The organism is Sulfuriferula sp. (genome assembly GCF_054605375.1).
Map to the genome: position 1 here is coordinate 1 of NZ_JBTSEG010000015.1, position 21707 is coordinate 21707.

Consider the following 21707-nt stretch of genomic DNA (forward strand, 5'->3'; position numbering starts at 1 on the left):
TTGACGTTCTTGGCTAATTCAGCTGCCAGTGCTTTTAGCTTGTCCAGATCCATTTCCCTACCTATCGTTTTTTAACCCGTGAGGGTAGTTACAAATAGGCAGTTACACAAACTGGTTTACAGCCTCACATGCGCCCGAACAACGCGAGATCAACAGCTTTGCCACCATCCATCACCTTGGCTAATACTTTCCCTAAAGCCGACAATCCCTTTTTCCCATTGTTTAAAATCTCGCCGACTTTTTTCTCCCACTCTGCCAACTCATCTTTCTTGCGCTTCTTTGGCGCTGTTTTTCCAGTGGCTGCCTCGTCAGGCGGGATTGGATTCACTGAATCCAATCCTTCTTTCAGCACAATGATAATTTCATCAAGATTATTTTCTATAGCGGTAATTTTCTCGTCGCTTATTTTTTTCACTTCCTTGTCAATTTCCAATGCTCTGAAAATGGCTTGCATCTTGATGTCATCTGGCTCATCAGCATAAAGCGCTTTCGATATGGCCTTCTTAAGGCTGGACAGTCGTGCAGATGGATCGCCGATTTCATCCCACTTCTCATGAATCAGGTCTGCCAGCTTTGCAATTTCAGTTTCACCAAGAAACATCAGGTATTCCGTTTTTTCATTCTCTTTGAACACGAAGCCCATAGAGTTCATTGCGAGAGTAATTTTTTCTTTCGCCGCTATTTCGGCTCTTTCATGTTTTTCAAGAAGTAGGGTGATAAGCTTACCAAGGATTCGTTTTGTCCGAATTGCCAATTCACCGTCTTGGAACAACCCTATTTTTTTCTTTTGGTCGAAGTGCTGTCGCACTGCCCGCTTGAGACACTGGCTGGAGACACGGGCGCGGCGAGTGCCGCCGAAAAAAGCATCCTTTGGAGCACCAGTGTCATCTCTGTTCAAGTTTGACGGGGCAAAGTTTTGCAAGGCATGAATCTCGATAATTGTTTTCATTCGTCAATCTCCTTTTTCGTGTGATGTTTTGTATCAGTTCGTAATTCAATCTCTGTAGAAGTCTCGCGCCCATTCGGTCTGGGTTCGCTTCTGCTCGTCATTCCAGTTAAGAAGACCCACTTTCTTGTCTTCGTCCCACAGCATCATTGAAAAGTCCAAGTTGTGTTTCTTAAGCAACGCAGCCATTTGGCGCAGGCGATGTGCTAGCTGATCGCGGTCGGAATCAAGCAGGTTAATGAAACGTCGTTCTGTGCTGCTTGAATTACTTTCATCTCGGTATTTTGCGCACGCTTCCCCGATGCCTATCGGTATACCAGTTCGACCTTCACGCCAATGGCTAGCCCAGAGTCCGGCCACCAGATAGTGCATTTCCCTCCTCCACGAATTGCCCTCATCCTTCACGAAGGGTTCCACATAGGGGAAAGCCTTAAAGTATTTTCCTGGGGCAAAGGCGAGGCTACGACGCAGCACTGCTCTCACCTTGGTGTCTTTCTCGTTTAAGCCTTCCAGCCTTTCGATGAATCCGCTCATACGACCTCCTTCTGTGGTTCGAGTTTTAGAATCTCAACATTCAGTTTTTCCAATTTTCGCTTCACCGGTTTCTCAGCTTTGACGAGAGCACGGATAGCCCAGATGTCGCCCGTAGAAACGGAAGCGCAATGCTGATCCCAAGCTTTCTTCAGAGCATCTCGGACGAATTTCAACCATTGGCAGAGAATGTCATCCGGGTCTCGCTCAAGCGTGTATTTCCCCAGAATTTCATGAAAGCGAGATTCAAGAGTTGACCAATACCATGGAACCGCGTTTACGGATTGAGCAACGCGTTTAATATCGGAAAGCTGTACATCACGCGTGCCAGTTGTATCGTGAGAAAGAAGCGTCTTTGCAAAGCTTCCGATACTACTGGCGAGACATGCCTTAATTCCATTATCTCCATTCCACAAAGATTTTCCGGCATCTTCAGCTTCAATCAACATAACTCGAATGTCATGTCGAATATCGCGATTCCCCAATATCGCCCCAGGAAGTGCGAAGTATTCCTTTCTCCAAAAAACGATATTAGGTCGAGGAGGAAAATATTTCTGCCCAAGAATCATCACTCCCCTCGGCAACCGAGTGCGATCCATCTTGGTTAGCGCTATGGCATGTTCAATGACTCTTGGAGCAAGTCGCGCAGCATCTGGAAGAAGAGAATCAAAATCTCTCCAAAACTCCTTTTCCTCAAAATGGATTGATACCTTCTTTTTTACCTTCTCCTTCGTTTCTCCATCAGTAACCTCAACAATGGCATATCCAAGCATCGTGTCTTGATCCGCTGATGCCTTGTATCCAATACCAGATGCAAAGCCTAATTCGGATGTTTCGCCCGAAGGTAATTCCTTAAAAAGAATCGAGCGGGTTCGCCACGTAAAAAGATCGACAAGCCCGGTAGCACCTCTTTCTACCGCACGATCTTTTTCCTTCCCCGATTTTTTATCCAACAATTTAGTCGCGGATTTCAGATACACCATAGTCTCCGGCTCTTTTTCCCACAAAGGAATATCGGCCTGCATGACCTCCCGATTTTGAGGAACAAGACAAAAGAGAAGGGTGTCGTGAAGATTTAAACCAACAGGAATTGCCATCACAGAGCCAGCCGACGGTGCCGTTCCGGTATGTGAGATTTCACTTTTCCCTGCGGACACGGCAAAGGTCTGGGTGGCAAGTAACCAACGAACGGCGGCAGCAGGTTTGATGCTGCCAGATGCAGTCGTATCCACATGATCGAAGAGAACCTTGGCAGTGTCGGCATTATGCTCCGCTGCAAGCGCCGTCCAAGCTCTCCAAGTCTTCGGTTCGAACGTTGGAATCTGTCCGAACGGATATTTCTCATCAAACAACCAGAACCTATCCCTCCACTTTTCCAGATAAGCCGTAATTTTTTCGCTGGGCAATCCTTCCTTGAATAATGACTTGGCCTGATCTATGTCGGTCGGCCCTTCCAGAGCGCGGTACAACACCGCGAGCAAGAAACGGTGAAGGGCTGTCACCACCAACGGTGACGAGTCCTCAATGGCGGCAATCTCTTTGGCTCGCAGCAGGGTTTCGCTGATGCCCAGTTCTTCGTCGCGATTTCCATTTAAGAATCGCACCGGAATCCATTTCTCGTCTATCAGGTTGAATCGGCTCATTCGGCCTCCTTTGGTTCGTATACTAATCCCAAGTCGTCATCCAGTCGCACGGATGCATCTTCAGTCCAGCTTCCATTCGCGTTCAGTATCAGCGGAAAACAGTTGCGCAAGAGCAGGGATTTCTTCCAGCCTTCCGGTATCCCCTGCTTTTGGAGTTTTTTGACGATGCTTTTGCGCGATAGGCTCATGGCGCGCAGGAACCAATGTTTCGATTGTGCAAAGTCTGGCGTTTTTGCTGCGTCGAATTCGTCTTCTGACCACAATGGGATCGCGACGACCGAATCATCGCCGAGCCGGGTCTGTGCCATGAGCGTTCGGTGTACGCCGGGTTCGTCTTCGTCGTAAAGAACGAATCGCGCTGGGTCGTTCCACGAAGCGTCGTCTGGGAAACCGATGATCGCCTGATTCGCCTGGCCGGTATGGGCAATGGCTTTGCCGTCGCCATCCATCAAGGATTTTTGCAGGCGATCCTGTAAAAACTCAGGCACCTCGACTTGTTCTTCATACACTGCCTGCACTAGTACGTCGATGTCGTCAGGCAGAATTAATTGCGCTCGCGCGCGCAACAGGCTCCAGGTGCGCAGAAGAACATCTTCGCGGTACACCGCGCCCCACCAGAGGGGCTTTGCAAACGAGGGTGGCTCGTCATCTTCGAGTCCTGCCACCAGCAGAGTCGGCTCGGCTACGGGTCGGGCGCTTCGTGTGTGCCGCCACAAGCGACCGGCACGCTGGAGCACAAGGTCGATCGGTGCCAAGTCGGTTGCGATCAGGTCGAAGTCGAGGTCGAGGCTTTGCTCTGCCACCTGGGTGGCGATGAGGATTTTGCGGCCTGTTCGATGGCCGTCCGTACCGAAAACCTCCAAAGCCTGATCCTCGCGTTTCTGTCGCCGATTTGCCGGGAAGCGTGCGTGGAAGAGCAACACTTCCGTGCCATCGGGCAGGCGCTTGCCGATGCGCTGGCCTTCGCGTTCCAGCGGTTCGCCGTCGGGGAAGAGTCGATACAGGTCTTGCGCACGCTGCACTGTGTTGACCAGTGCCAGTGCCATTCCGCCTGTGGCAAGATGCTCTTCAAGGGCAAAACGCATGTTCGGTAAATCGGATGGGATCGGCTTGACTCGCACCGACAGACGACGCGCGGGGTCGGGATCGAAATGCGTTTGACGCACTGCTTCGCCAAGGCTGAAAACGGAAAGGCGCGGGTATTCCACCTCGGGTTCAGGCAGATTGGCATCCACGACTTTCGCCAGAATGCGTCGTATCGAGGGCGGCAAGGTCGCAGAAAGTAGCACTACAGATGACCCTAGCGCCAGCAGCCAGCGCAGCAGGTGAACCAAGAGTGTTCCGGTATAGGCGTCGTAGGCATGAATCTCGTCGAACACCACGACCCGATTCGCCAGACCCCACAAGCGCACGAAGTGATGTCGCACCGGCAAGATAGGCAGCAAAGCTTGATCCACGGTACCCACACCGTATTCTGAAAGCAGCGCCCGTTTTTTGTTGGTGAACCATTCCCCAGCCCGGACTTCGCCGCCTGCCTTGGCGTCATGTATGCCGGATAGTTTCAGGTTCTGGTATGTGTCGTTCAGCAATGCGCCGCCATGCAGTAGCTGCATGTCGAGTCTTCTATTTTTGCCCTGGCCGCACAGAAAGCTGAGCGTTCGCTTGAACATCGCATTGCCGGTCGCCTTGGTGGGTAAAGCCACATACAAGCCGCGATGCCCGAAGCGGCGTTGCAATTCCAGATGCGCGTAGAAAGCCGCTTCGGTTTTCCCTTCTCCCATGGGGGCTTCCACCAATAGGATGGCTGGTTTTTGTAAATCAGCCAGGGAATCGGCAACCGCTTGTTGCAAGGGGCGGGGGGCAAAGCCAAATACTTCCTCGAACGATTTTGGCTCGCTGACAAGCGGCGTTCGGGGCTCCCAGCCGATGGCATTTAACGCCTGCTCCGCATTTTGGGTTCTTCGCTTTTGAAACCAAGACTCAAGGTCTTCACAGTCTCCTGGACATCCGAATGGAAACCAGTCTTCATTGGAACCGACCCAGTCGGCAAAGCTTGTAAGCCCGGATAACAACATGAAATCGGGGCCGGAAAGTTTTTCTTTGGTCGGGGCTTTGCCGGGTTTGAACACGCCTAGCAGCGCCTCCAACAGACTCCGACGCGCTTCAGTCCATTCGCTTTCCCCCAAGGCACGTCTGTCGCCCATTAGGTGGTCAAGGGTGTTGGGGGATGCACGTTCGCCGTGATGGCAGCCTACGGCATCGGCAACCAGTAGAGCCAATTCTTCAGGCCAGCCTCTGTCCATTAGCAATACTTCAAGCTCAATCTGGCTCACGAAGGCATGGTTGATCTCGGTATTGGGGTTCCGTCCGGCATCCATTCCCGAGAGGTTTTCCCACTTGCATTGAAACCCCGGGCAGGCTTTCCCCAAATCATGGCAGGCAATCACGAGCAGTAGCCACGGACGGGCTTCTTCCCAAGCCATGCCCAGAATGTCCGCGATTCTTTTACGCGTTGATTCTGGTTCGCGCGCCAGAATGGCGTCTGCGCTCGCGGCTACATCCAGTATGTGGAGGATGAGCGGATGCCACCGCTCATCGCCGCTTTTGCCGGTTTTCGCCCAGATATTTATCAGCGTGATATCCATCATTGCAAATACCACGTCCTGTAATCCGCGAGCGGATGCCAGGTTTGTGAGCCGACGTATTTCTCGTCGGCCTTGCCCCAGTAGCGGAGGGTGGTGGCTTGGTCTGGCTGTTCGATGTGCATATCGACTTTATATCAGGGTTCAGGCTCAAAACCTGAGCATGGCGTATCGCCGTGCCGATACTGGCTTGCAGCCGCATCGAGCTGAATTTTGACGGCTTCTTTCAGCGCATCCGGCGCAATCACTTCCACATCGGCACCATATTTGAGGATGTCCATGATGAGTTCTTTGTCGTTGGAATAGGGAATGCTGAGTTCATAGCGGCCGTCTTCGAGCCAGCGGGATTGTTGCTTGGGGTGCCAGGTTTCATCGGCGATCCAGCGGGCGCGGCGGGCGGTAAAGCGCAGGATGGCGGTGGCGACGGGTTGGCCTGCGAAGATGCCGTAGGCGCTGGCGAGTTGGCGGTTGAGGGTGGCGTCGGGCACGGTTTTAGCGGTTTTTTCCAGCGTGGTTGCCTGGCGGATGCATTCGACGGCGAAGATGCGCAGGCCTTTTTTCTGATGGCACCAGGCATCGAGGTACCAGTTGTCGCGGTAGTGGGTGAGCCGTTGGGGCGAGATTTCGCGTTCGCTGGTCTGGCTGCGGTCGCGGTTGTAATACTGGATGGTTAGCCGTTTGCGTTGCAGTACGGCACCGGCGACGATTTGAAAGTGACGCATGTCTTTGGCGCGGGCGGCCATGGCCAGGATGCGGATGCGCTTGTGTGCTTCGCCGCTGCCGAGATGTTCGGTTTGGAGGAGCGCGTCGATGCGGGTGCGGATGGGCGCAAGTGCGGAATCCAGCAGGCCGGGTTGGAGGGTTTGCAGCAGGTGATTAAGGGTGATGAGGGCATGGAGTTCTGCGCTGGTGAACCACAGGCCGGGCAGGGGGTGGTGGCCGTCTGCGGTGTCGTAGCGGTAGCCGTTATATGCTGCGTCGAAGATGAGGGGCGCGCCGAGCTGGTTGCGCAGGTCGGTGATGAGGCGGGTGAGTTTGGAGCGGGAAATTGCCAGTTCGTCCATCAATGCCTGGCGGCTGATGGTGCTGCGCCGGCCATCGAGCAGGCGGTGCAGCCGGTAGAGGTCGTCGGGTTTGCTCAAGATGGCTTGCTCACTTCAAACCCGGGGTGATTGGCAAGTTTGCCGGTGGCCTGAAATCGGCGTAGCGGTGGTGCTTCCCTCCAGCTTCGGCGTTGATGTTTATGTTGGCTCCAATAAAACAGAATCAGCGATTTCCTAAACCTTCGTCGATAATATCACCGCCTGCGTCCTCTGCAGATGCAGGTGGATTGCAGCACGTCGGCGATCTGGTGGGGCGCGTAGTGCAATGAGAGTCAGCACCCTCATTCAGGGAGGTTCCGTTGCTATCCTACACGTTCAGTTCTGTGTCCATGATTCCATTTCTTGAGCATTACGAAGCGGTCATTTTCTCAAAATAAATGATGTCGGGCACGGTTGTTTTCGTCAGGCTCAATCCTGCAGGACAAAGAGATGCGCATCTTGTTTAAGAGGCATTGTCGAAGGGCGAGGCTTGTAACGCGAATCCGCCTGACCTTGCTGTCAGAAAGACGGCAAGGTCAGGCAGGTTTTGTTTTTGACACGGAACAGGTTAAGGCTGCGGCGCAGCCCTATTCATGCTGCTGAAGGCTGTAGTCAGACCCAATGCAGGCTGCTATTTTTTGGAATGAACGATATCGCCACAGGCAACGTAGACCTGGATTTCGTCAGGGCTCTTGTGCACGTTGATCGCTGTTTTGTCCTTCACAATGGTTTTCAGGGAGGCCGGTACCATGGTGGTGGATTTTCCGTCTTTGACTGGCTCCAGTTTCCATTTCGGCTTTTTATCGAGTTTGGCGCAGGTGCCTTCATGGATATGCGCGGGCTGGGCAACGCCGGCAGGGGCATTCGACAGCTCGATCACAACTTTGGTTTTGTGACCTTCGGGGGTCAGTGTCGCGGTACCCGTTTCCCCTGAATTATTTTGCGCTCCGAGGTTGATGGTGAGCGGCATTTCCTTGGCGGCGAAAGCCGGAACTGCAAAAAAGCCCGCAAGTATTACGGCCAGAACTGTACGACGAATCATGATTCATCCTTAAAAATGGAATTGAGGGATTACTTGTATAGCATTTAGAAAAAATAACACAAGAATTTTGTAACGAAAGATTGTGGCCTCATGCCGGAGTGCGGTGTTGGCTTGGATGCCATGCTATATTTCCCATCTGGATCGCTTGAATTATATCCATAAATTATTGTTTAATTACAATTGATTGTATTTATGCCTGTCAGATTGTTTTCCTTGAATGGTGTGCCCGATGATGAGGCGGAAGAGGTGCGCATGCTATTGACGTCCAGTGCTATCGATTTTTACGAAACACCGGCAGGTAACTGGGGTATCTCTTCTCCGGCGGTATGGCTAAAGGATGAAAGTGAATTGGATCGAGCACGGTCGTTGATCGACGTTTACGAGTGTGAGCGCCAGGCTAAGGCAAGAGAACAATATGCGCAGCTGGAAAAAGCCGGTAAACAGCGCACGGTGGTTGACGTGATCAAGGATAACCCGCTGCGATTCATCATCTATTTGGCGGCCATTGTGGTTATCGTTTATTTATCCACCAAGCCATTTATGGATTTCGGGAAGTAACTACGATTTGTGTTGCGATTAGTAAGTAATCGATGCGAGTGGATGCCGATGGCGATGAATGTGTATCCAGGCAAACGCTTTGGTGTACCCTGCGTAGGGATCGAGTGTTCGCGCTTGGGCCGATTGGTTATGGAACAACGGCATTATGCTGTGAGCAGATAGGCGCCCGGAGCATTCGCCAGACCAAGCCATTTTTGTGCTTGTAATTATATAAAGGATATCCCATGAATCTGCATTTGGCCCTTACCCCTCTTGTGTCGTTGGTTGCTGGTATTCTGATTCTGGTAATGCCACGATTGTTGAACTACATTGTTGCCATCTATCTGATCGTTATCGGGTTGATTGGGCTGTTTGGAACCGGCAATATGTTTCGCTGAAAACAGGCCGGCAAGACAATAAGGTTGGTGCCGACCAGGTGATTGTGAAGATGCTTGCCTTCAAGCATGCCGAAAAATTTAATTACTTGAATCAAGCCGGTTACACATCACCTTGTTGCCGAGTGCCTACCTAATGAAATAGATGTAATATCCCATCCCTTCAAATCAGTTGAACTGCGCAAAGGAAGGCGATGGGGATAGAGATATGCGGGTTGGAAATGGCCGCTCTGGAAATGGCTCGACGCAATTTCCGGTTTCAACTCGAAACGCTCGGGCTTGTACACCATGTACAATTCATTGACGCAAAGAACATGGAATCTCCTTGCATCAGATTTCAGTTACCTGCGGAATTGGCCAATGAATGGGCACCCGATCAGGATACGATGCGGTTGTGCCAGGCGCTGGGTCTGGATAGTGAAAACAATTCCGGCGATCTGGAACGGGAAATCCTGCTGGCCATGTTGTTGAGTCCGGTGCCGTTCTCGTTTCCGGGTTATGACGAACTTGCATCCGCAGTTCGTATCAGAAAAAACATCGTTGTAGCAGCGCGCAAGACCACGCTGGTTTTTGACACCAATGAAGCAGAACGCCCAGCCGATTGCTGGATCTATTCCGAGGATCGCGGGTTTACATTGCGGCCCGGTAGCCACCTGGTGACTGCGTTACAGAAAGCGACACAGCCTGATGAGTCCGGAAAACGCTATTCCTTTTCATGTTATCGAGCCACCGAGTATGTGATTCTGCTCGGTATCGCCCAGGAGGTGATGCGCTGCAACCCAGAATTATTCCGGCGCCTGCAACAGCAAGCTGAGTGCAGAGCGATCAAGTCCGGCGAATTCCATGAGGTTTTCCTGTGCGAGTATGGCTCCATGAGCGAGCCTTTACCGCTGAAATATTTTGTTCCCGGAGACCGCACCTGGTTCCGCAACCCTGATGACCGTTCCTCGGATGTGGCAGGTTATGAGGGATCCTGGGTGTTGTATCTCGGCGCAGGGCAGTTTACCAATTTCTGGAAACGGGCCGAGCCCTACACGCTGACGACGAAGTGTCTGGAGTTGTTTCATTGGCGCAATGCGATCTATCGTGACCAGACGGGCGAGTTGCAGATTGACGAGGCGATCGTCGAGCAGCGGGTCCAAGCGTCGCTACAGAATCCGGTGGAAGTGGCGCGTATACTCAAGATAATGCTGCGGCTACGCGAGCCATCGGGTGTGTATGTCGATGGCGGTTGCATCGATACTTCGCGCGAATATCCGCGCCGGGTTTGCCCGGGCACGTCGGACTTGTCTCTACCGGATCATTGAACTTGCCTGCTTGGGCTTCGGGTTTATTCTGTTCAAGTTGCCACGGGCCGTAATTATGGGGCTGTTCTGCTGAACAGCTTGCTCCGGCGTACTGATATGGACCTTTTTCCTGACGAGATGGCTATATACGCAGCGGCACAAGGTGCGTTGTTTGCAGATCAGGCAAGTCGCGTAATGTCTAAGCTGAGGCGAATCCCGATAGACTGCATTCCCGGCGGACACAAATTTTCTATGCAGGCATTCATGACAGATAAGCATTTTTCCCCCTGATAGGCATGAATAGGGAAAGCTTATGTTTATATCATGTCAGGATGATGAAACTGTTATAGATCACCGCACAAAATTTCCGGACTGCTTTTGGAGTCTTGTCTTATTTACAGGCTCGGCATGTAAGGCAGAAATGCATGGCGGCAGTTTGAGGAGAAAATGATATGGCAATCAGCGTACTGACGGCATTCAAGATTATTCCATGGGGCGACGTTCTGACCGCGGCACCTTATATCGTTCAGGGGGCGGAGAAGCTCTGGAGCGTCATTGTGCGGAAACCGGCACCACAGCCCGGCAATGAAAGTGTCGAGAAGAAAGCCTCGCAAGCACAGGGCTTAGCGGCGCTTGATGCCCGGGTTCACGCGCTGGAATTGCAGAGTACGGAACTGCACAAAGCCATACTGCAGTCCTCGGAATTGATCAAGTCGCTTGCCCAGCAAAATATTCAGCTGGTTCGGGTGGTGGATATCCTGCGTGTTCGCACCCGTATTTTATTTGGTTTATGTGGCGTGCTTGGCGTTGTCGCTGTAACGTGTCTGTACTGGGTGTATTTCAATCACGGCCTTTGAGAAGGAAAACGGAGTCGTGTAGATGAAATGCAGTGTTTCCGGCAATGCTGTCACATACGGAGCACTCAATGGATGAAACCATAGAATTTGTAACCGTTGCACGCTCCCACGACACTTCCGAGATGTTCATATTGAGCGCTCGTCTGGAGGCGGAAGGCATCCCGTCATTCGTGGCGGACGCCAATATCAATCAGACCTATTCATTGCTGTCCATTGCATCGGGTGGCGTCAGGTTACAGGTGCCGGGAGAATTTGCCGTTGCCGCAAGAAAAATTATTGCGGATGTGAATTCGGGTCTGTTGGCACTTGATGACAAAGATTTTTCTGAGTAACCCGGCACCTGTGCCGGCTTGATTTTCTGGATATCTCCAGTTGGTCAATCTCCTGGCCGAGTCTGCTCAACGGGCAAAAAATATAATCTCAGGTCTCGTTATGCAGTGCCACCAAGTGGGCAAGTACGGAGCGAACCCGCCCCATGGCTTGCGCCAGCGTAGCTTGTACTTCGGCGCCACTGATGGCGATTTTGCTGTTGCCGCGACCCGCAGCGTGATTGGCAACCACGCCGATGGCAGCGTAGCTCAGTTCCAGTTCACGCGCGAGGGAAGCTTCGGGCATGCCGGTCATGCCTACCATGGTGGCGCCATCCCGCTCCAGGCGGTTAATTTCTGCGGCGGTTTCGAGACGTGGCCCCTGTACCGTGGCATAAACGCCATGCTCAATCGCACTTTCCCCAGCGTCGGCGATGGCGGCCATGATTTTGGTACGCATATCCTGACTATACGGTTCGGTAAAGTCGATGTGGACGACGGCTTTATCGCCACCGTTATAAAAACTGTGTTTGCGTCCGTGGGTATAGTCGATGATCTGGTCGGGGACAACCAGCGTACCCGGCGTAAGGTCTGGATGTATGCCGCCCACGCTTGCTACGGACACGATGTGGCTGATGTTTTGATCACGTAATGCCCAGAGATTGGCGCGGTAATTGACCTCATGCGGCGGTATGGTGTGGCCGTAGCCGTGGCGTGCCAGGAAAATCACGTGATGTCCGTTGATGTTCCCGAAAGTCAGCGCACCGGAAGGTTCGCCGTAAGGGGTGCGGGCAACCTGCCGATGGGTAATTTCAAGATTGTCGAGCTGGGTGAGGCCTGTGCCTCCGATGATGGCGAGCATGGTTGTATCAGGCCTGTTGGATGCCAGCTACAAACCACGCTGCATTGCGGTCTGTGACGGTTTTCTGGATATGCCAGGTTTCGTCGAATGGCGCAGCGGGTGCGTTGGCTTCTTCGCGGATCAGCCCATGGAAACGCACGCTGGCAATCACCTGATTGTTTTCGGTAACCACTTCCAGCACATCGGCATTGAGTAGGGTAACGTCGGTTTTTTGTGTGTTGGCACCGCGTTCCTGGATTTGCAGGCTGATCTCGGCAAACACTTCCGGTGTGGTGTATTCACGGATGTCGTCGAGATTGGCCGTGTCATAAGCGGCTTGCAGACGAATGAAGTGGGCTTTGGCATCGCGCACAAAGGCGGCATCGTCAAACCAGTCCGGGCGGCTGCCGGGCATGGAGGAAATTGCCTGACTTCCCATCGGCAGGTCGGCATTGCTGACCGGCATGGGTACTTGAATGCTTTGCCCGTGGGCAGTGTAAGCCGTAGCCTGCGATTCGGATTTACGCCGCATGGCGCGCATGATGAAGAATATCCCGGCAGCCAATGCCAGCATCAGCAGAATGTCCATGCCCTTGATGCCTTCGAAGCCGTGGCCCATAAACAGTGAAGCCAGCAAGCCGCCTGCTGCCAGGCCAGCGAGAGGACCAAGCCATCTATTACCCCCTGCAGCCGGCGCCGTGGGAGAAGGTGAGGCTGGCGCACGTGGTGCGGCTTGCTGAGTGATACTTTGACGTTGTTTGCCAAAGCTCTTGCCGCCCCCGAAACGCTTGGCATAGGCATCGCTGCTGATCATGCTCATGCTCAGAAACAGGGTCAGAAACAGGATTAAGAATTTACGCATTTGGAACTCCAGAATATAAAGCCATGAAGTACGATTCTATCAAGCCAAACGTACAAGTTTGACAGAATAATATTGCATGAGCATCAGAAAAAATCGATGTAATCAGGCTGGTTCATCTTTCATGGCATAGATAGCCGGCAAATTGCGCCAGGCCCCGTCTACATCCATACCACAGCCGAATACATAGCGGTTTGGCAATACCAGTCCGACAAAATCAGCGCGGATCGGTTTGTCCTGTCCGGTGTGTTTTTCAGTCAACACGGCGCAGCTCACTTCGGCAGCGCCCATTTCCAGCAGGCGGCTGCGGATGGAAGCCAGTGTGTGACCCTCGTCGAGGATATCATCAAGCAGTAGCACCTTTCGGCCAGCCACCGGTTCGCGTGGTTCGACCAGCCATTCCAGCTCACCGCCACGCATGTTTTTTCCATAGCGGGTCGCGTGTATATAATCGAAATCCAGTGGGAAATGCAGCCTGGGCAGGATTTGTCCGCTAAACACAACCGCGCCGCCCATCACCGATAGCACCAGCGGAGAAGTATCCTTGAAGCGTGCACTGATGTCATGGGCCAGCGAAGTAATGGCAGCCTGTACTTCGGCTGCCGTATAAATCAGATCGGCCTCATCCAGGATGCGCCAGGCGTTAGCGTTATTAATCATGCCTGTCAGTCGTGACGCGCTGGCGCCGGGTTTCGTACAGGCAGATTCCTGCGGATACGGACACATTCAGGCTTTCAACCGTGCCGTACATGGGGATTTTCACCAGCAAATCGCAGTGCTCGCGGGTAAGGCGGCGCAGGCCGCCACCCTCGGCACCCAGCACCCAGGCCACGGAGCCGCCCACATTGGCGGCCGGCAGTTCGGTCTGCGCTTCGCCATCGGCGCCGATGATGGTCACGCCGTATTCCTTGATGTCGCGCAGTGCCCGGGCGAGGTTGGTGACAGTGAGGTAGGGAACGGTATCCGCAGCTCCGCAGGCCACTTTGGCAACGGTAGGCGTCAGTCCCACCGCCCGATCCTTGGGGGCGATTACGGCATTGGCGCCCATTGCATCGGCGACACGCAGACAGGCACCGAGATTGTGCGGATCCTGCACGCCGTCGAGTACCAGCAAGAGCAGGTCGCCTTGCAATCCTTCGAGAACTTCATCTACGTGGCGCGGCTGCTGGACCATGGTCACGCGTGCCGCAATGCCCTGGTGGCGCGGGCCGCCGGCAATGCCGTCGAGACGCTTGCCATCCACTTGCAAAATGCGAACACCCAAAGTTTTGGCATGTTCCAGCAGCTCGCGTGCACGCCCATCCTGACGCGCGGCATCCACGAAGATTTCCTCAACGCTGGCCGGATTCTGGCGCAGCCGGGAAGTCACGGCGTGGAAGCCGTAGATCAATATGCCCGCCATTTAGTGCGCTCCCTTGCCGGATTTGCGACGACGGCGTGATTTCTTCTGCGTAACTTCTTGATCGGCGGCAGCAACGGGTTTTTCTTTGGGTTGTCTGTCTGCACCCGATTTTTTGGGCTGTTTTCTGCCTTGCGGTTGTTCCTGGCCCGATGTCCGGGCTGGCAGGCTGTCGCCAGCCAGGGCGAAATCAATACGCGCCGTATCCAGACTTACGCGCACGATTTTAACTTGCACGCGGTCGCCCATGCGATAACGTGTGCCGGTGCGTTCGCCCACAATCTGGTGGCGCGCCTTGTCGAAGTGGAAGTAATCGCTGCCCAGTTCAGAGATATGTACCAGGCCTTCCACGTAAATGTCATCCAGCGCTACAAAAATGCCGAAACCGGTCACGCTGGCAATGGTACCGGGAAATTCTTCGCCGACCCGATCCTGCATATAGAAGCACTTCAGCCAGGCTTCGACATCGCGTGTTGCATCATCGGCACGGCGTTCAGTTTTCGAGCAATGTCCGCCCAGTTCGACCCAGTTGCCGGGCTGGTATTTTTCGCCATTCAGTGCGGCCTTGATCGCACGGTGGATGAGAAGATCGGGATAGCGCCGGATGGGGGAAGTGAAGTGCGTGTAATGCTCGTAAGCCAGACCGAAGTGGCCGACGCTGTCCGGGCTGTATACAGCTTGCTGCAGTGAGCGCAGCATCACGGTTTGCAGCAGGGCGGCATCCGGGCGGCCTTTGATTTTTTCCAGTAGTGTGGCGTAGTCCTTGGCTTGAGGATCATCGCCGCCGCCCAGCGCAAAGCCGAATTCAGTCATGAATTCGCGCAAAGCGGCCAGTTTTTCCGTCGTGGGTCCTTCATGAATCCGGTACAAGGCGGGCTGTTTTTTCTTTTGCAGGAAATCCGAAGCGCATACGTTGGCGGCCAGCATGCATTCTTCGATCAGGCGGTGGGCATCGTTACGCGTGACCGGAATGATGCGCTCGATTTTTTTCTCATCGTTAAAAACCATTTGCGTTTCCAGCGTTTCAAAATCAATTGCGCCGCGCCGTCCACGTGCTTTCAGGAGCACCTTGAACAAAGTGTAGAGATTGTTGAGCTGTGGCAATAAGTCACCATGGCCGCCGGCATTTTGCGGATGCTCCAGCCAATCCCACACCTGATTGTAGGTAAGGCGTGCGTGCGAATACATGACCGCTGGGTAAAAGCGGTATTCCTTGACTGCACCGAGTGCGCCGATTTGCATGTCGCAGACCATGCACAGCCGCTCTACTTGCGGGTTGAGCGAACATAAGCCGTTGGAAAGCTCTTCCGGCAGCATGGGAATGACGCGCCGCGGAAAATACACTGAATTGCCGCGATTGTAGGCTTCGAGGTCGAGCGGATCACCCGGCTGGACATAATGTGACACGTCGGCAATCGCGACCAGCAGGCGGAAGCCCTTGCCTTGCGGCTCACAATATACGGCGTCGTCGAAATCGCGCGCGGTTTCACCGTCGATGGTGACCAAGGGCAGGTGCCGGATGTCTTCACGCTTGGCGTGGTCTTTTTTGAGCACCTTCTTGGGCAGTTTTTTGGCGATTTTTTCCACGTCTTCGGGAAAAATGTAGGGTAGTGAATGCTTGCGCAAGGCGATTTCAATTTCCATGCCCGGGTCGGCATAACTCCCCAGTACCTCCACAATGCGCCCCATGGGCTTGGCGTATTTTGCAGGCTGTTCGAGGATTTCTACCGAGACCACCTGGCCGGGCTGAGCGCTGCCTTCATTGCCGGCAGGAATAAGAATGTCCTGGGTGATGCGCTTGTTTTCAGGTGCGACCAGCATGATGCCGTGCTCCACCAGCAGGCGCCCGACGATATGGGTATTGACGCGTTCCAGCACTTCGACAATTTTGCCTTCGCGCCGCCCGCGCCGGTCCACCCCGATTTCGCGGGCCATGACGCGGTCGCCGTGCATGGCTTTCTGCATTTCGCGCGGTGACAGAAACAGGTCGTCGCTGCCATCCTCGGGAGAAAGAAAACCGAAACCTTCCGGATGACCCTCCACGCGACCTGTGATCAGGTCGAGTTTTTCCACTACGCAAAGGTCACCGCGCCGGTTCTGCATCAATTCGCCATCGCGCTCCATGGCACGTAAACGACGGGCAAACAGATCAATTTCTTCGGGCGTGATATCGAGTAATTCAGCCAGTGTTTCCGGCTGGAGAGGGGCACCCTGCTGGCGTAATACATCCATGATGAACTCGCGGCTGGGTAGCGGATGCTCATAGCGCTCGCGCTCGCGTTCCAGGTGCGGGTCGGTTGCGCGCAGGCCGGAAAGGCGCGTGGTTTCGGCTTGAGCCGTGGGTTTTTTCATTGACAAGTATCCTTGTTCATTTATAATGCGCGTCTTTCCAGCCCAGATGGCGGAATTGGTAGACGCACATGGTTCAGGTCCATGCGGTGGCAACACTGTGGAGGTTCGAGTCCTCTTCTGGGCACCAGATCAGCAGTACATCAAACATAAAAGGGCAGCGCCAGCTGCCCTTTTTGTTTTTCTGCACTGCCAGCCCGAATTCCGTCATTCGTATTGCCTTGAATACCGTATCCGTATGCGTACGAATACGGCTTTATTTTTAGTTGAACGGGTGACGCAACACGATTGTTTCTTCACGGTCGGGACCGGTAGAGATCATGTCGATCGGCACTTCGCACAAGTCCTGCATGCGTTTGAGGTAGGCGCGTGCATTTTCGGGTAAATCCTCATAACGCTTGATACCCACGGTACTTTCTTTCCAGGCAGGCATTTCCTCGTATACCGGCTCGCATTTGGCCAGCGTTTCTGCACCTACCGGCAGGATATCGGAGAAGCCGCCATCCAGATTGTAGCCTACGCATACGCGCAGCGTTTCCATGCCGTCGAGTACGTCCAGCTTGGTGACGCACAGTCCGGATACGCCGTTGATCTGGATTGAGCGTTTTAATGCGGCAGCATCAAACCAGCCGCAGCGCCGCGCGCGTCCGGTGGTAGAACCGAACTCGTGACCGCGTTCGGCCAGATATCGGCCATTGTCATCGAACAACTCGGTCGGGAAGGGGCCGGATCCGACTCTTGTGGTATAGGCCTTGGTAATGCCCAGCACGTAGTGCAAGGTATGTGGTCCGACACCGGCACCGGTAGCCGCACCGCCTGACGTACAGTTGCTCGAAGTGACGAAAGGGTAAGTGCCATGATCGATGTCAAGCAGCGTCCCCTGAGCACCCTCAAACAGTAAATTGTTACCGGCGCGGTTAGCTTCATACAGCAGTCGTGGCACGTCGGCCACCATCGGTTTGATGCGCTCGGCCAGCAGCAGCGTTTCTTCCAGTGACTGATTGAAATCAACCGGCTCGGCGTGAAAATAGTTTTTCAACACAAAGTTGTGGTAATCCAGCACTTCACCGAGTTTGGCTGCGAAACGCTCGCGGTGGAATACGTCCTGCAGCCGAATGGCACGGCGTGCGACCTTGTCTTCGTAAGCGGGTCCGATGCCGCGTCCGGTGGTACCGATTTTACCTGCGCCCTTGGCGAGTTCACGTGCCTGATCCAGGGCAATGTGGTGCGGCAGGATCAGCGGGCAAGCCTCGGAAATTTTCAGGCGTGATATCACGTTAATGCCGGCAGCTTCCAGCATGTCGACTTCTTCCAGCAGGGCTTGCGGCGAGACCACCACGCCGTTGCCGATGTAGCACGTTACATTATCGCGCAGGATGCCAGACGGGATCAGATGCAGGACGGTCTTTTTGCCAGCCACGACCAGGGTGTGCCCTGCATTGTGGCCACCCTGGAAACGGACTACGCCTTGAGCGTGATCGGTGAGCCAGTCGACAATCTTGCCCTTGCCTTCATCTCCCCACTGCGTGCCAATGACGACGACATTCTTGGTCATGTTGATATCCAAACGGTTTATCGAAAATTATTTTGTCAGGGGGGCGATTTCCCATTCGCCCTTGTTGTCGAGCAACATGCGATCGCAGTTGAGTTCGCTGCGATCGGCTTCGTGGCCGGGTAGCTCGACGACCACGATTTCACCACTGCTGCGCAATTGTTGAATTTTCTGTGCCAGCTTGGCGTTTTTGAGGTAGGGCGCGAGTATGCCCTTGGAGCCGGGAGCGCGCCAGAACTGCGTCGCAATTTCACGTAAATCGAGGCTGAATCCGGTGGCAGGGCGTGCGCGGCCAAACGATTTTCCGACCTCGTCATAGCGGCCGCCTTGTGCCAGAACGCTGGTATGCGTACCTGCATAGGCGGAAAATACAACACCGCTGTGGTAGTGGTATCCACGCAGTTCAGCCAGATCAAAGTTGATTTTGGCGCTGCCTTTGAGCTCGTTTTCAATGGCGCGCAATTGTTCCAGAGCCTGGGTAATCTCCAGGCTGCTGGGAAGAATGCGGAACGCTTCATCGAGCACTTCCACGCCACCATAAAGGGTGGGTAGCGCGATGAATGCGGCACGTGTAGCTTCATCCATACCATGCGTCAAATCACGAATGGCCGGGGTGTCCTTGGCCTGTAGCGCCTGAAACAGTGCGGCTTCCTTGTCCGCGGCAATGTGCCCATAAGCCATCAGACCGCCGAATACGCCGACATGACCAATATCCAGATACAGGTCGTTGACACCGGCAAGCGTTAGCGCATCCAGCATCAGTCGCTGAATTTCCACATCGGCTTCGTAGCTGCTGTGGCCATAGATCTCTGCACCCACCTGCAGCAATTCGCGTGAGCGATTCATGCCCTCAGGCAGGGTATGCACAACAACGCCCGCATAGCACAGTCGCGTCACGCCTTGATGATTGAGCAGATGAGCATCAATGCGCGCCACCTGGGGTGTAATGTCGGCGCGTAAACCCATCATGCGTCCTGATAATTGATCCACCAGTTTGAAGGTGCGTGTGTCGAGATCACTGCCGGTACCGGTGAGCAGCGATTCCAGGTACTCCAGCATGGGCGGCGTCACCAGTTCGTAGCCATGGGTACGGAACAGGTTGAGGGTGCTCAGACGCAGATACTCCAGACGCCAGGCAACCGGCGGCAGGAGGTCTTCGATATATTCGGGTAAAAGCCAGTTATGCATGAGAGTGAGATGCAAGCAGAATTAACAAACCGGTGAGCATAGACGCGAGACCGATTATGCGCAACTGGCCATCATTGAGTGTGGTCATTTTGCGAAAAGTCTCACGCCATAAATTAGGTGCCAGTAACGGCAACATTCCTTCCAGCACCAGCATGAGTGCAATCGCTGCCAGGAAGTTGTCACGGTTCACCGCCTACTTGCCCGAATTCGGGGATTTCATGTATTTAAAGAAAGCGCTGTTCGGCTCCAGTACCATTACATCGCTCTTGCTCTTGAAGCTGTGGCGATACGCATCCATGCTGCGATAGAAGGCGTAAAACTCGGGGTTTTTCGAGTAGGCGGAGGCATAGATGGTGCTGGCTTTGGCATCGCCTTCGCCCTTGATGGCCTGGGCGTCGCGATAGGCATTGGCAATGATCACCTGGCGCTGGCGATCGGCGTCGGCCTTGATTTTTTCAGCCTCGGCAGAGCCGGTGGAACGCAGTTCGTTGGCTACGCGTTTGCGCTCGGCCTCCATACGCCGATACACCGAATCACTGACTTCCTGTGGCAGATTCACGTGCTTGAGGCGTACATCCAGTACTTGCACGCCGATTTTGCGGGCATCCTGGTCGGCTTTCTGGCGCAGCGTGGTCATGATTTTGTCGCGTTCACCCGATACAACGTCATGCACGGTGCTTTTCCCCAACTCGGCACGCAGGCCGTCATTGATGGTCTGCCGCAGGCGTGTCTGGGCACGGATTTCGTCCCCGCCGACACTGACATAGTATTGCTGGGTGTCAATGATGCGCCATTTGGCAAAGTAATCCACCAGCAGGTTTTTCTTTTCCGACGTGATGAAACGGTCCGGTTCGGCCGGGTTCAGGGTCAGGACGCGGGTATCGAAGTAGCGCACGTTCTGTATCAACGGCAGCTTGAAATACAGCCCGGGTTTTTTATGGATGGCCACAATTTCACCGAGCTGGAAAACCATCGCATTCTGGCGTTGATCCACTGTGTACATGGTGAGGCTGGCGAGTATCAGTAAAGCCAGCACGGCCACAATAATGACATTCAAGTGTTTCATGGCCGATCCTCCCGATCACGACTGCGGAAGGTATCGCGCGAGCGATCGTCCTGGGGTGGCGAAGTCGCCGTGCTCGGCTTGGGCGGGCTGGAATCCAGCATCACCGGTGGCGGTGGGGCGGCTCCCTGGCCCGACATATTCATCAGTTTGTCGAGTGGCAGGTAAAGCAGGTTGTTGCCTCCTTTGCTGCTGTCCATCAGTACCTTGGTGGTGTTCGACAATATCTGCTGCATCATGTCCTGATACATACGCTCGCGGGTTACCGCCGGTGCCTTGTTGTATTCCACCAGTATCTGTTTAAAGCGGCTGGCATCGCCTTCCGCATTGGCAATCACTGACTGCTCGTAGCCGGCAGCTTCTTCCGCCAGCCGGGAAGCCATACCGCGAGCTCTTGGAATGACGTCATTGGCATAGGCCTGGCCTTCGCTCTTCAGACGCTCACGATCCTGTCCGGCTTTGACCGCGTCATCGAATGCACCCTGCACTTGCTGAGGCGGCTGTGCATTTTGCATGGTGACCTGACTGATGCTGATACCGGTCTTGTAGCGATCCAGCGCAGTCTGTATCTGTTTGGCAGCGTGTGCGGCGACATCGGCGCGGCCTTCGTAGAGGACGTAATCCATTTTGCTCTTGCCCACGATTTCGCTAATGACGCTCTCGGCAACCTGACGCACGGCATCGTCCGGAGAACGGTTATAGAACAGGTAATCTTCCGGATTTTTTAATGTGTATTGCACCGCAAACTGGATATCGACGATGTTTTCATCATCAGTGAGCATGAGTGATTCTTTCAGCATCTTGCTTTTGACATTGTTGCGATAGCCTATTTCCACGGTGCGTACTTGCTCGATATTGACGACTTGTACGCTTTCAATTGGCCACGGTAAATGCCAGTTCGGGCCGGGCATGGTGGTTTCGATAAATTTACCGAAACGCAGAACCACACCGCGTTCACCTGCATCCACAATGTAAAATCCACTGGCCAGCCAGACTGCGACAATGATCGCCGCAACAATGCCCAGACCGGCGGCGCCAACGCCATTCCCGTTCTGACCGGAGCCGCCGCCTGGCGAGTTTTTGCTGCCCAGCAAACTTTTGAGCTTGCTGGTAAATCGGCGCCAAAGTTCATCTAAATCCGGCGGTCCCTCGTTTTTCTTGCCCCACTGCGGGTCGTTCCAAGCCAT

21 protein-coding genes and 1 tRNA gene are annotated in these 21707 nt (G+C 54.0%); 6 read left to right on the forward strand and 16 right to left on the reverse strand.

Going from position 1 to position 21707, the window contains the following annotated elements; genetic code table 11:
• Positions 1–124: 124 nt before the first annotated feature.
• The 6 genes from ACYCZJ_RS09725 to ACYCZJ_RS09750 form a co-directional block, all read right to left on the reverse strand.
• Entirely contained in the window at positions 125–949 is an 825-nt protein-coding gene (locus ACYCZJ_RS09725) for a type I-E CRISPR-associated protein Cas7/Cse4/CasC (protein ID WP_461554022.1), read from the reverse strand.
• 45 nt (positions 950–994) lie between these two features.
• Positions 995–1480 (reverse strand): type I-E CRISPR-associated protein Cse2/CasB, encoded by a 486-nt coding sequence (gene casB / locus ACYCZJ_RS09730; RefSeq protein ID WP_461554023.1) that lies wholly within the window; start codon positions 1478–1480, stop codon positions 995–997.
• Complete coding sequence (casA, locus tag ACYCZJ_RS09735) at positions 1477–3120, reverse strand: type I-E CRISPR-associated protein Cse1/CasA (protein ID WP_461554024.1); 1644 nt, start codon at positions 3118–3120, stop codon at positions 1477–1479. The genes casB and casA overlap by 4 nt, the downstream gene beginning before the upstream one ends.
• The gene (gene cas3, locus ACYCZJ_RS09740; RefSeq protein WP_461554025.1) at positions 3117–5768 is read right to left on the reverse strand and encodes a CRISPR-associated helicase Cas3'; all 2652 of its coding nucleotides are present in this window, start codon (positions 5766–5768) and stop codon (positions 3117–3119) included. The genes casA and cas3 overlap by 4 nt, the downstream gene beginning before the upstream one ends.
• A 131-nt stretch (positions 5769–5899) precedes the next feature.
• On the reverse strand, positions 5900–6904 hold the full coding sequence (locus tag ACYCZJ_RS09745) for a helix-turn-helix transcriptional regulator (RefSeq protein WP_461554026.1): 1005 nt from the start codon (positions 6902–6904) through the stop codon (positions 5900–5902).
• 571 nt (positions 6905–7475) lie between these two features.
• Entirely contained in the window at positions 7476–7886 is a 411-nt protein-coding gene (locus ACYCZJ_RS09750; protein WP_461554027.1) for a hypothetical protein, read from the reverse strand.
• Positions 7887–8099: 213 nt separating this feature from the next.
• Here ACYCZJ_RS09750 and ACYCZJ_RS09755 point away from each other — a divergent pair, with 213 nt between their 5' ends.
• From ACYCZJ_RS09755 to ACYCZJ_RS09775, 5 genes are all read left to right on the forward strand, one after another.
• Positions 8100–8444, forward strand: coding sequence for a DUF6164 family protein (locus tag ACYCZJ_RS09755; RefSeq protein ID WP_461554028.1), 345 nt, complete (start codon positions 8100–8102; stop codon positions 8442–8444).
• Between the two features lie 224 nt (positions 8445–8668).
• Complete coding sequence (locus tag ACYCZJ_RS09760; RefSeq protein ID WP_461554029.1) at positions 8669–8821, forward strand: DUF3096 domain-containing protein; 153 nt, start codon at positions 8669–8671, stop codon at positions 8819–8821.
• Between the two features lie 311 nt (positions 8822–9132).
• The gene (locus ACYCZJ_RS09765) at positions 9133–10125 is read left to right on the forward strand and encodes a hypothetical protein (protein WP_461554030.1); all 993 of its coding nucleotides are present in this window, start codon (positions 9133–9135) and stop codon (positions 10123–10125) included.
• Positions 10126–10556: 431 nt separating this feature from the next.
• Entirely contained in the window at positions 10557–10961 is a 405-nt protein-coding gene (locus ACYCZJ_RS09770) for a hypothetical protein (protein WP_461554031.1), read from the forward strand.
• Between the two features lie 68 nt (positions 10962–11029).
• A complete protein-coding gene (locus ACYCZJ_RS09775) occupies positions 11030–11293 on the forward strand; it encodes a putative signal transducing protein (RefSeq protein ID WP_461554032.1) in 264 nt (87 codons plus the stop codon).
• An 88-nt stretch (positions 11294–11381) separates the two neighbouring features.
• On the opposite strand, the gene ACYCZJ_RS09780 is transcribed toward ACYCZJ_RS09775, so the two are convergent.
• From ACYCZJ_RS09780 to rnr, 5 genes are all read right to left on the reverse strand, one after another.
• A complete protein-coding gene (locus ACYCZJ_RS09780) occupies positions 11382–12131 on the reverse strand; it encodes an S-methyl-5'-thioinosine phosphorylase (protein ID WP_461554033.1) in 750 nt (249 codons plus the stop codon).
• A 7-nt stretch (positions 12132–12138) separates the two neighbouring features.
• A complete protein-coding gene (locus ACYCZJ_RS09785; RefSeq protein ID WP_461554034.1) occupies positions 12139–12972 on the reverse strand; it encodes a Tim44 domain-containing protein in 834 nt (277 codons plus the stop codon).
• A gap of 102 nt (positions 12973–13074) precedes the next feature.
• Complete coding sequence (locus ACYCZJ_RS09790) at positions 13075–13629, reverse strand: hypoxanthine-guanine phosphoribosyltransferase (RefSeq protein ID WP_461554035.1); 555 nt, start codon at positions 13627–13629, stop codon at positions 13075–13077.
• Positions 13622–14371 (reverse strand): 23S rRNA (guanosine(2251)-2'-O)-methyltransferase RlmB, encoded by a 750-nt coding sequence (rlmB, locus tag ACYCZJ_RS09795; RefSeq protein ID WP_461554036.1) that lies wholly within the window; start codon positions 14369–14371, stop codon positions 13622–13624. Before rlmB ends, ACYCZJ_RS09790 begins: the two co-directional genes overlap by 8 nt.
• Entirely contained in the window at positions 14372–16720 is a 2349-nt protein-coding gene (gene rnr, locus ACYCZJ_RS09800) for a ribonuclease R (RefSeq protein ID WP_461554037.1), read from the reverse strand.
• Positions 16721–16760: 40 nt separating this feature from the next.
• Between rnr and ACYCZJ_RS09805 the strand changes: the two genes are divergently transcribed.
• A tRNA-Leu gene (locus tag ACYCZJ_RS09805) sits at positions 16761–16847 on the forward strand.
• 132 nt (positions 16848–16979) lie between these two features.
• Here ACYCZJ_RS09805 and ACYCZJ_RS09810 read toward each other — a convergent pair.
• From ACYCZJ_RS09810 to hflK, 5 genes are read right to left on the reverse strand one after another with little or no spacing between them, the layout of a single operon-like run.
• Complete coding sequence (locus tag ACYCZJ_RS09810) at positions 16980–18272, reverse strand: adenylosuccinate synthase (protein WP_461554038.1); 1293 nt, start codon at positions 18270–18272, stop codon at positions 16980–16982.
• A 27-nt stretch (positions 18273–18299) separates the two neighbouring features.
• Positions 18300–19457, reverse strand: a complete 1158-nt coding sequence (locus ACYCZJ_RS09815) for an ATP phosphoribosyltransferase regulatory subunit (protein WP_461554039.1) — start codon at positions 19455–19457, stop codon at positions 18300–18302.
• Positions 19450–19647: a DUF2065 domain-containing protein gene (locus tag ACYCZJ_RS09820; RefSeq protein ID WP_461554040.1), complete on the reverse strand. Its 198-nt coding sequence runs from the start codon at positions 19645–19647 to the stop codon at positions 19450–19452. Before ACYCZJ_RS09820 ends, ACYCZJ_RS09815 begins: the two co-directional genes overlap by 8 nt.
• 3 nt (positions 19648–19650) lie before the next feature.
• Positions 19651–20523 carry a protease modulator HflC gene (gene hflC / locus ACYCZJ_RS09825; protein ID WP_461554041.1) on the reverse strand — a complete coding sequence of 291 codons (873 nt, stop codon included), beginning with the start codon at positions 20521–20523 and terminating at the stop codon, positions 19651–19653.
• Positions 20520–21707 carry an FtsH protease activity modulator HflK gene (gene hflK, locus ACYCZJ_RS09830; RefSeq protein ID WP_461554042.1) on the reverse strand — a complete coding sequence of 396 codons (1188 nt, stop codon included), beginning with the start codon at positions 21705–21707 and terminating at the stop codon, positions 20520–20522. The genes hflC and hflK overlap by 4 nt, the downstream gene beginning before the upstream one ends.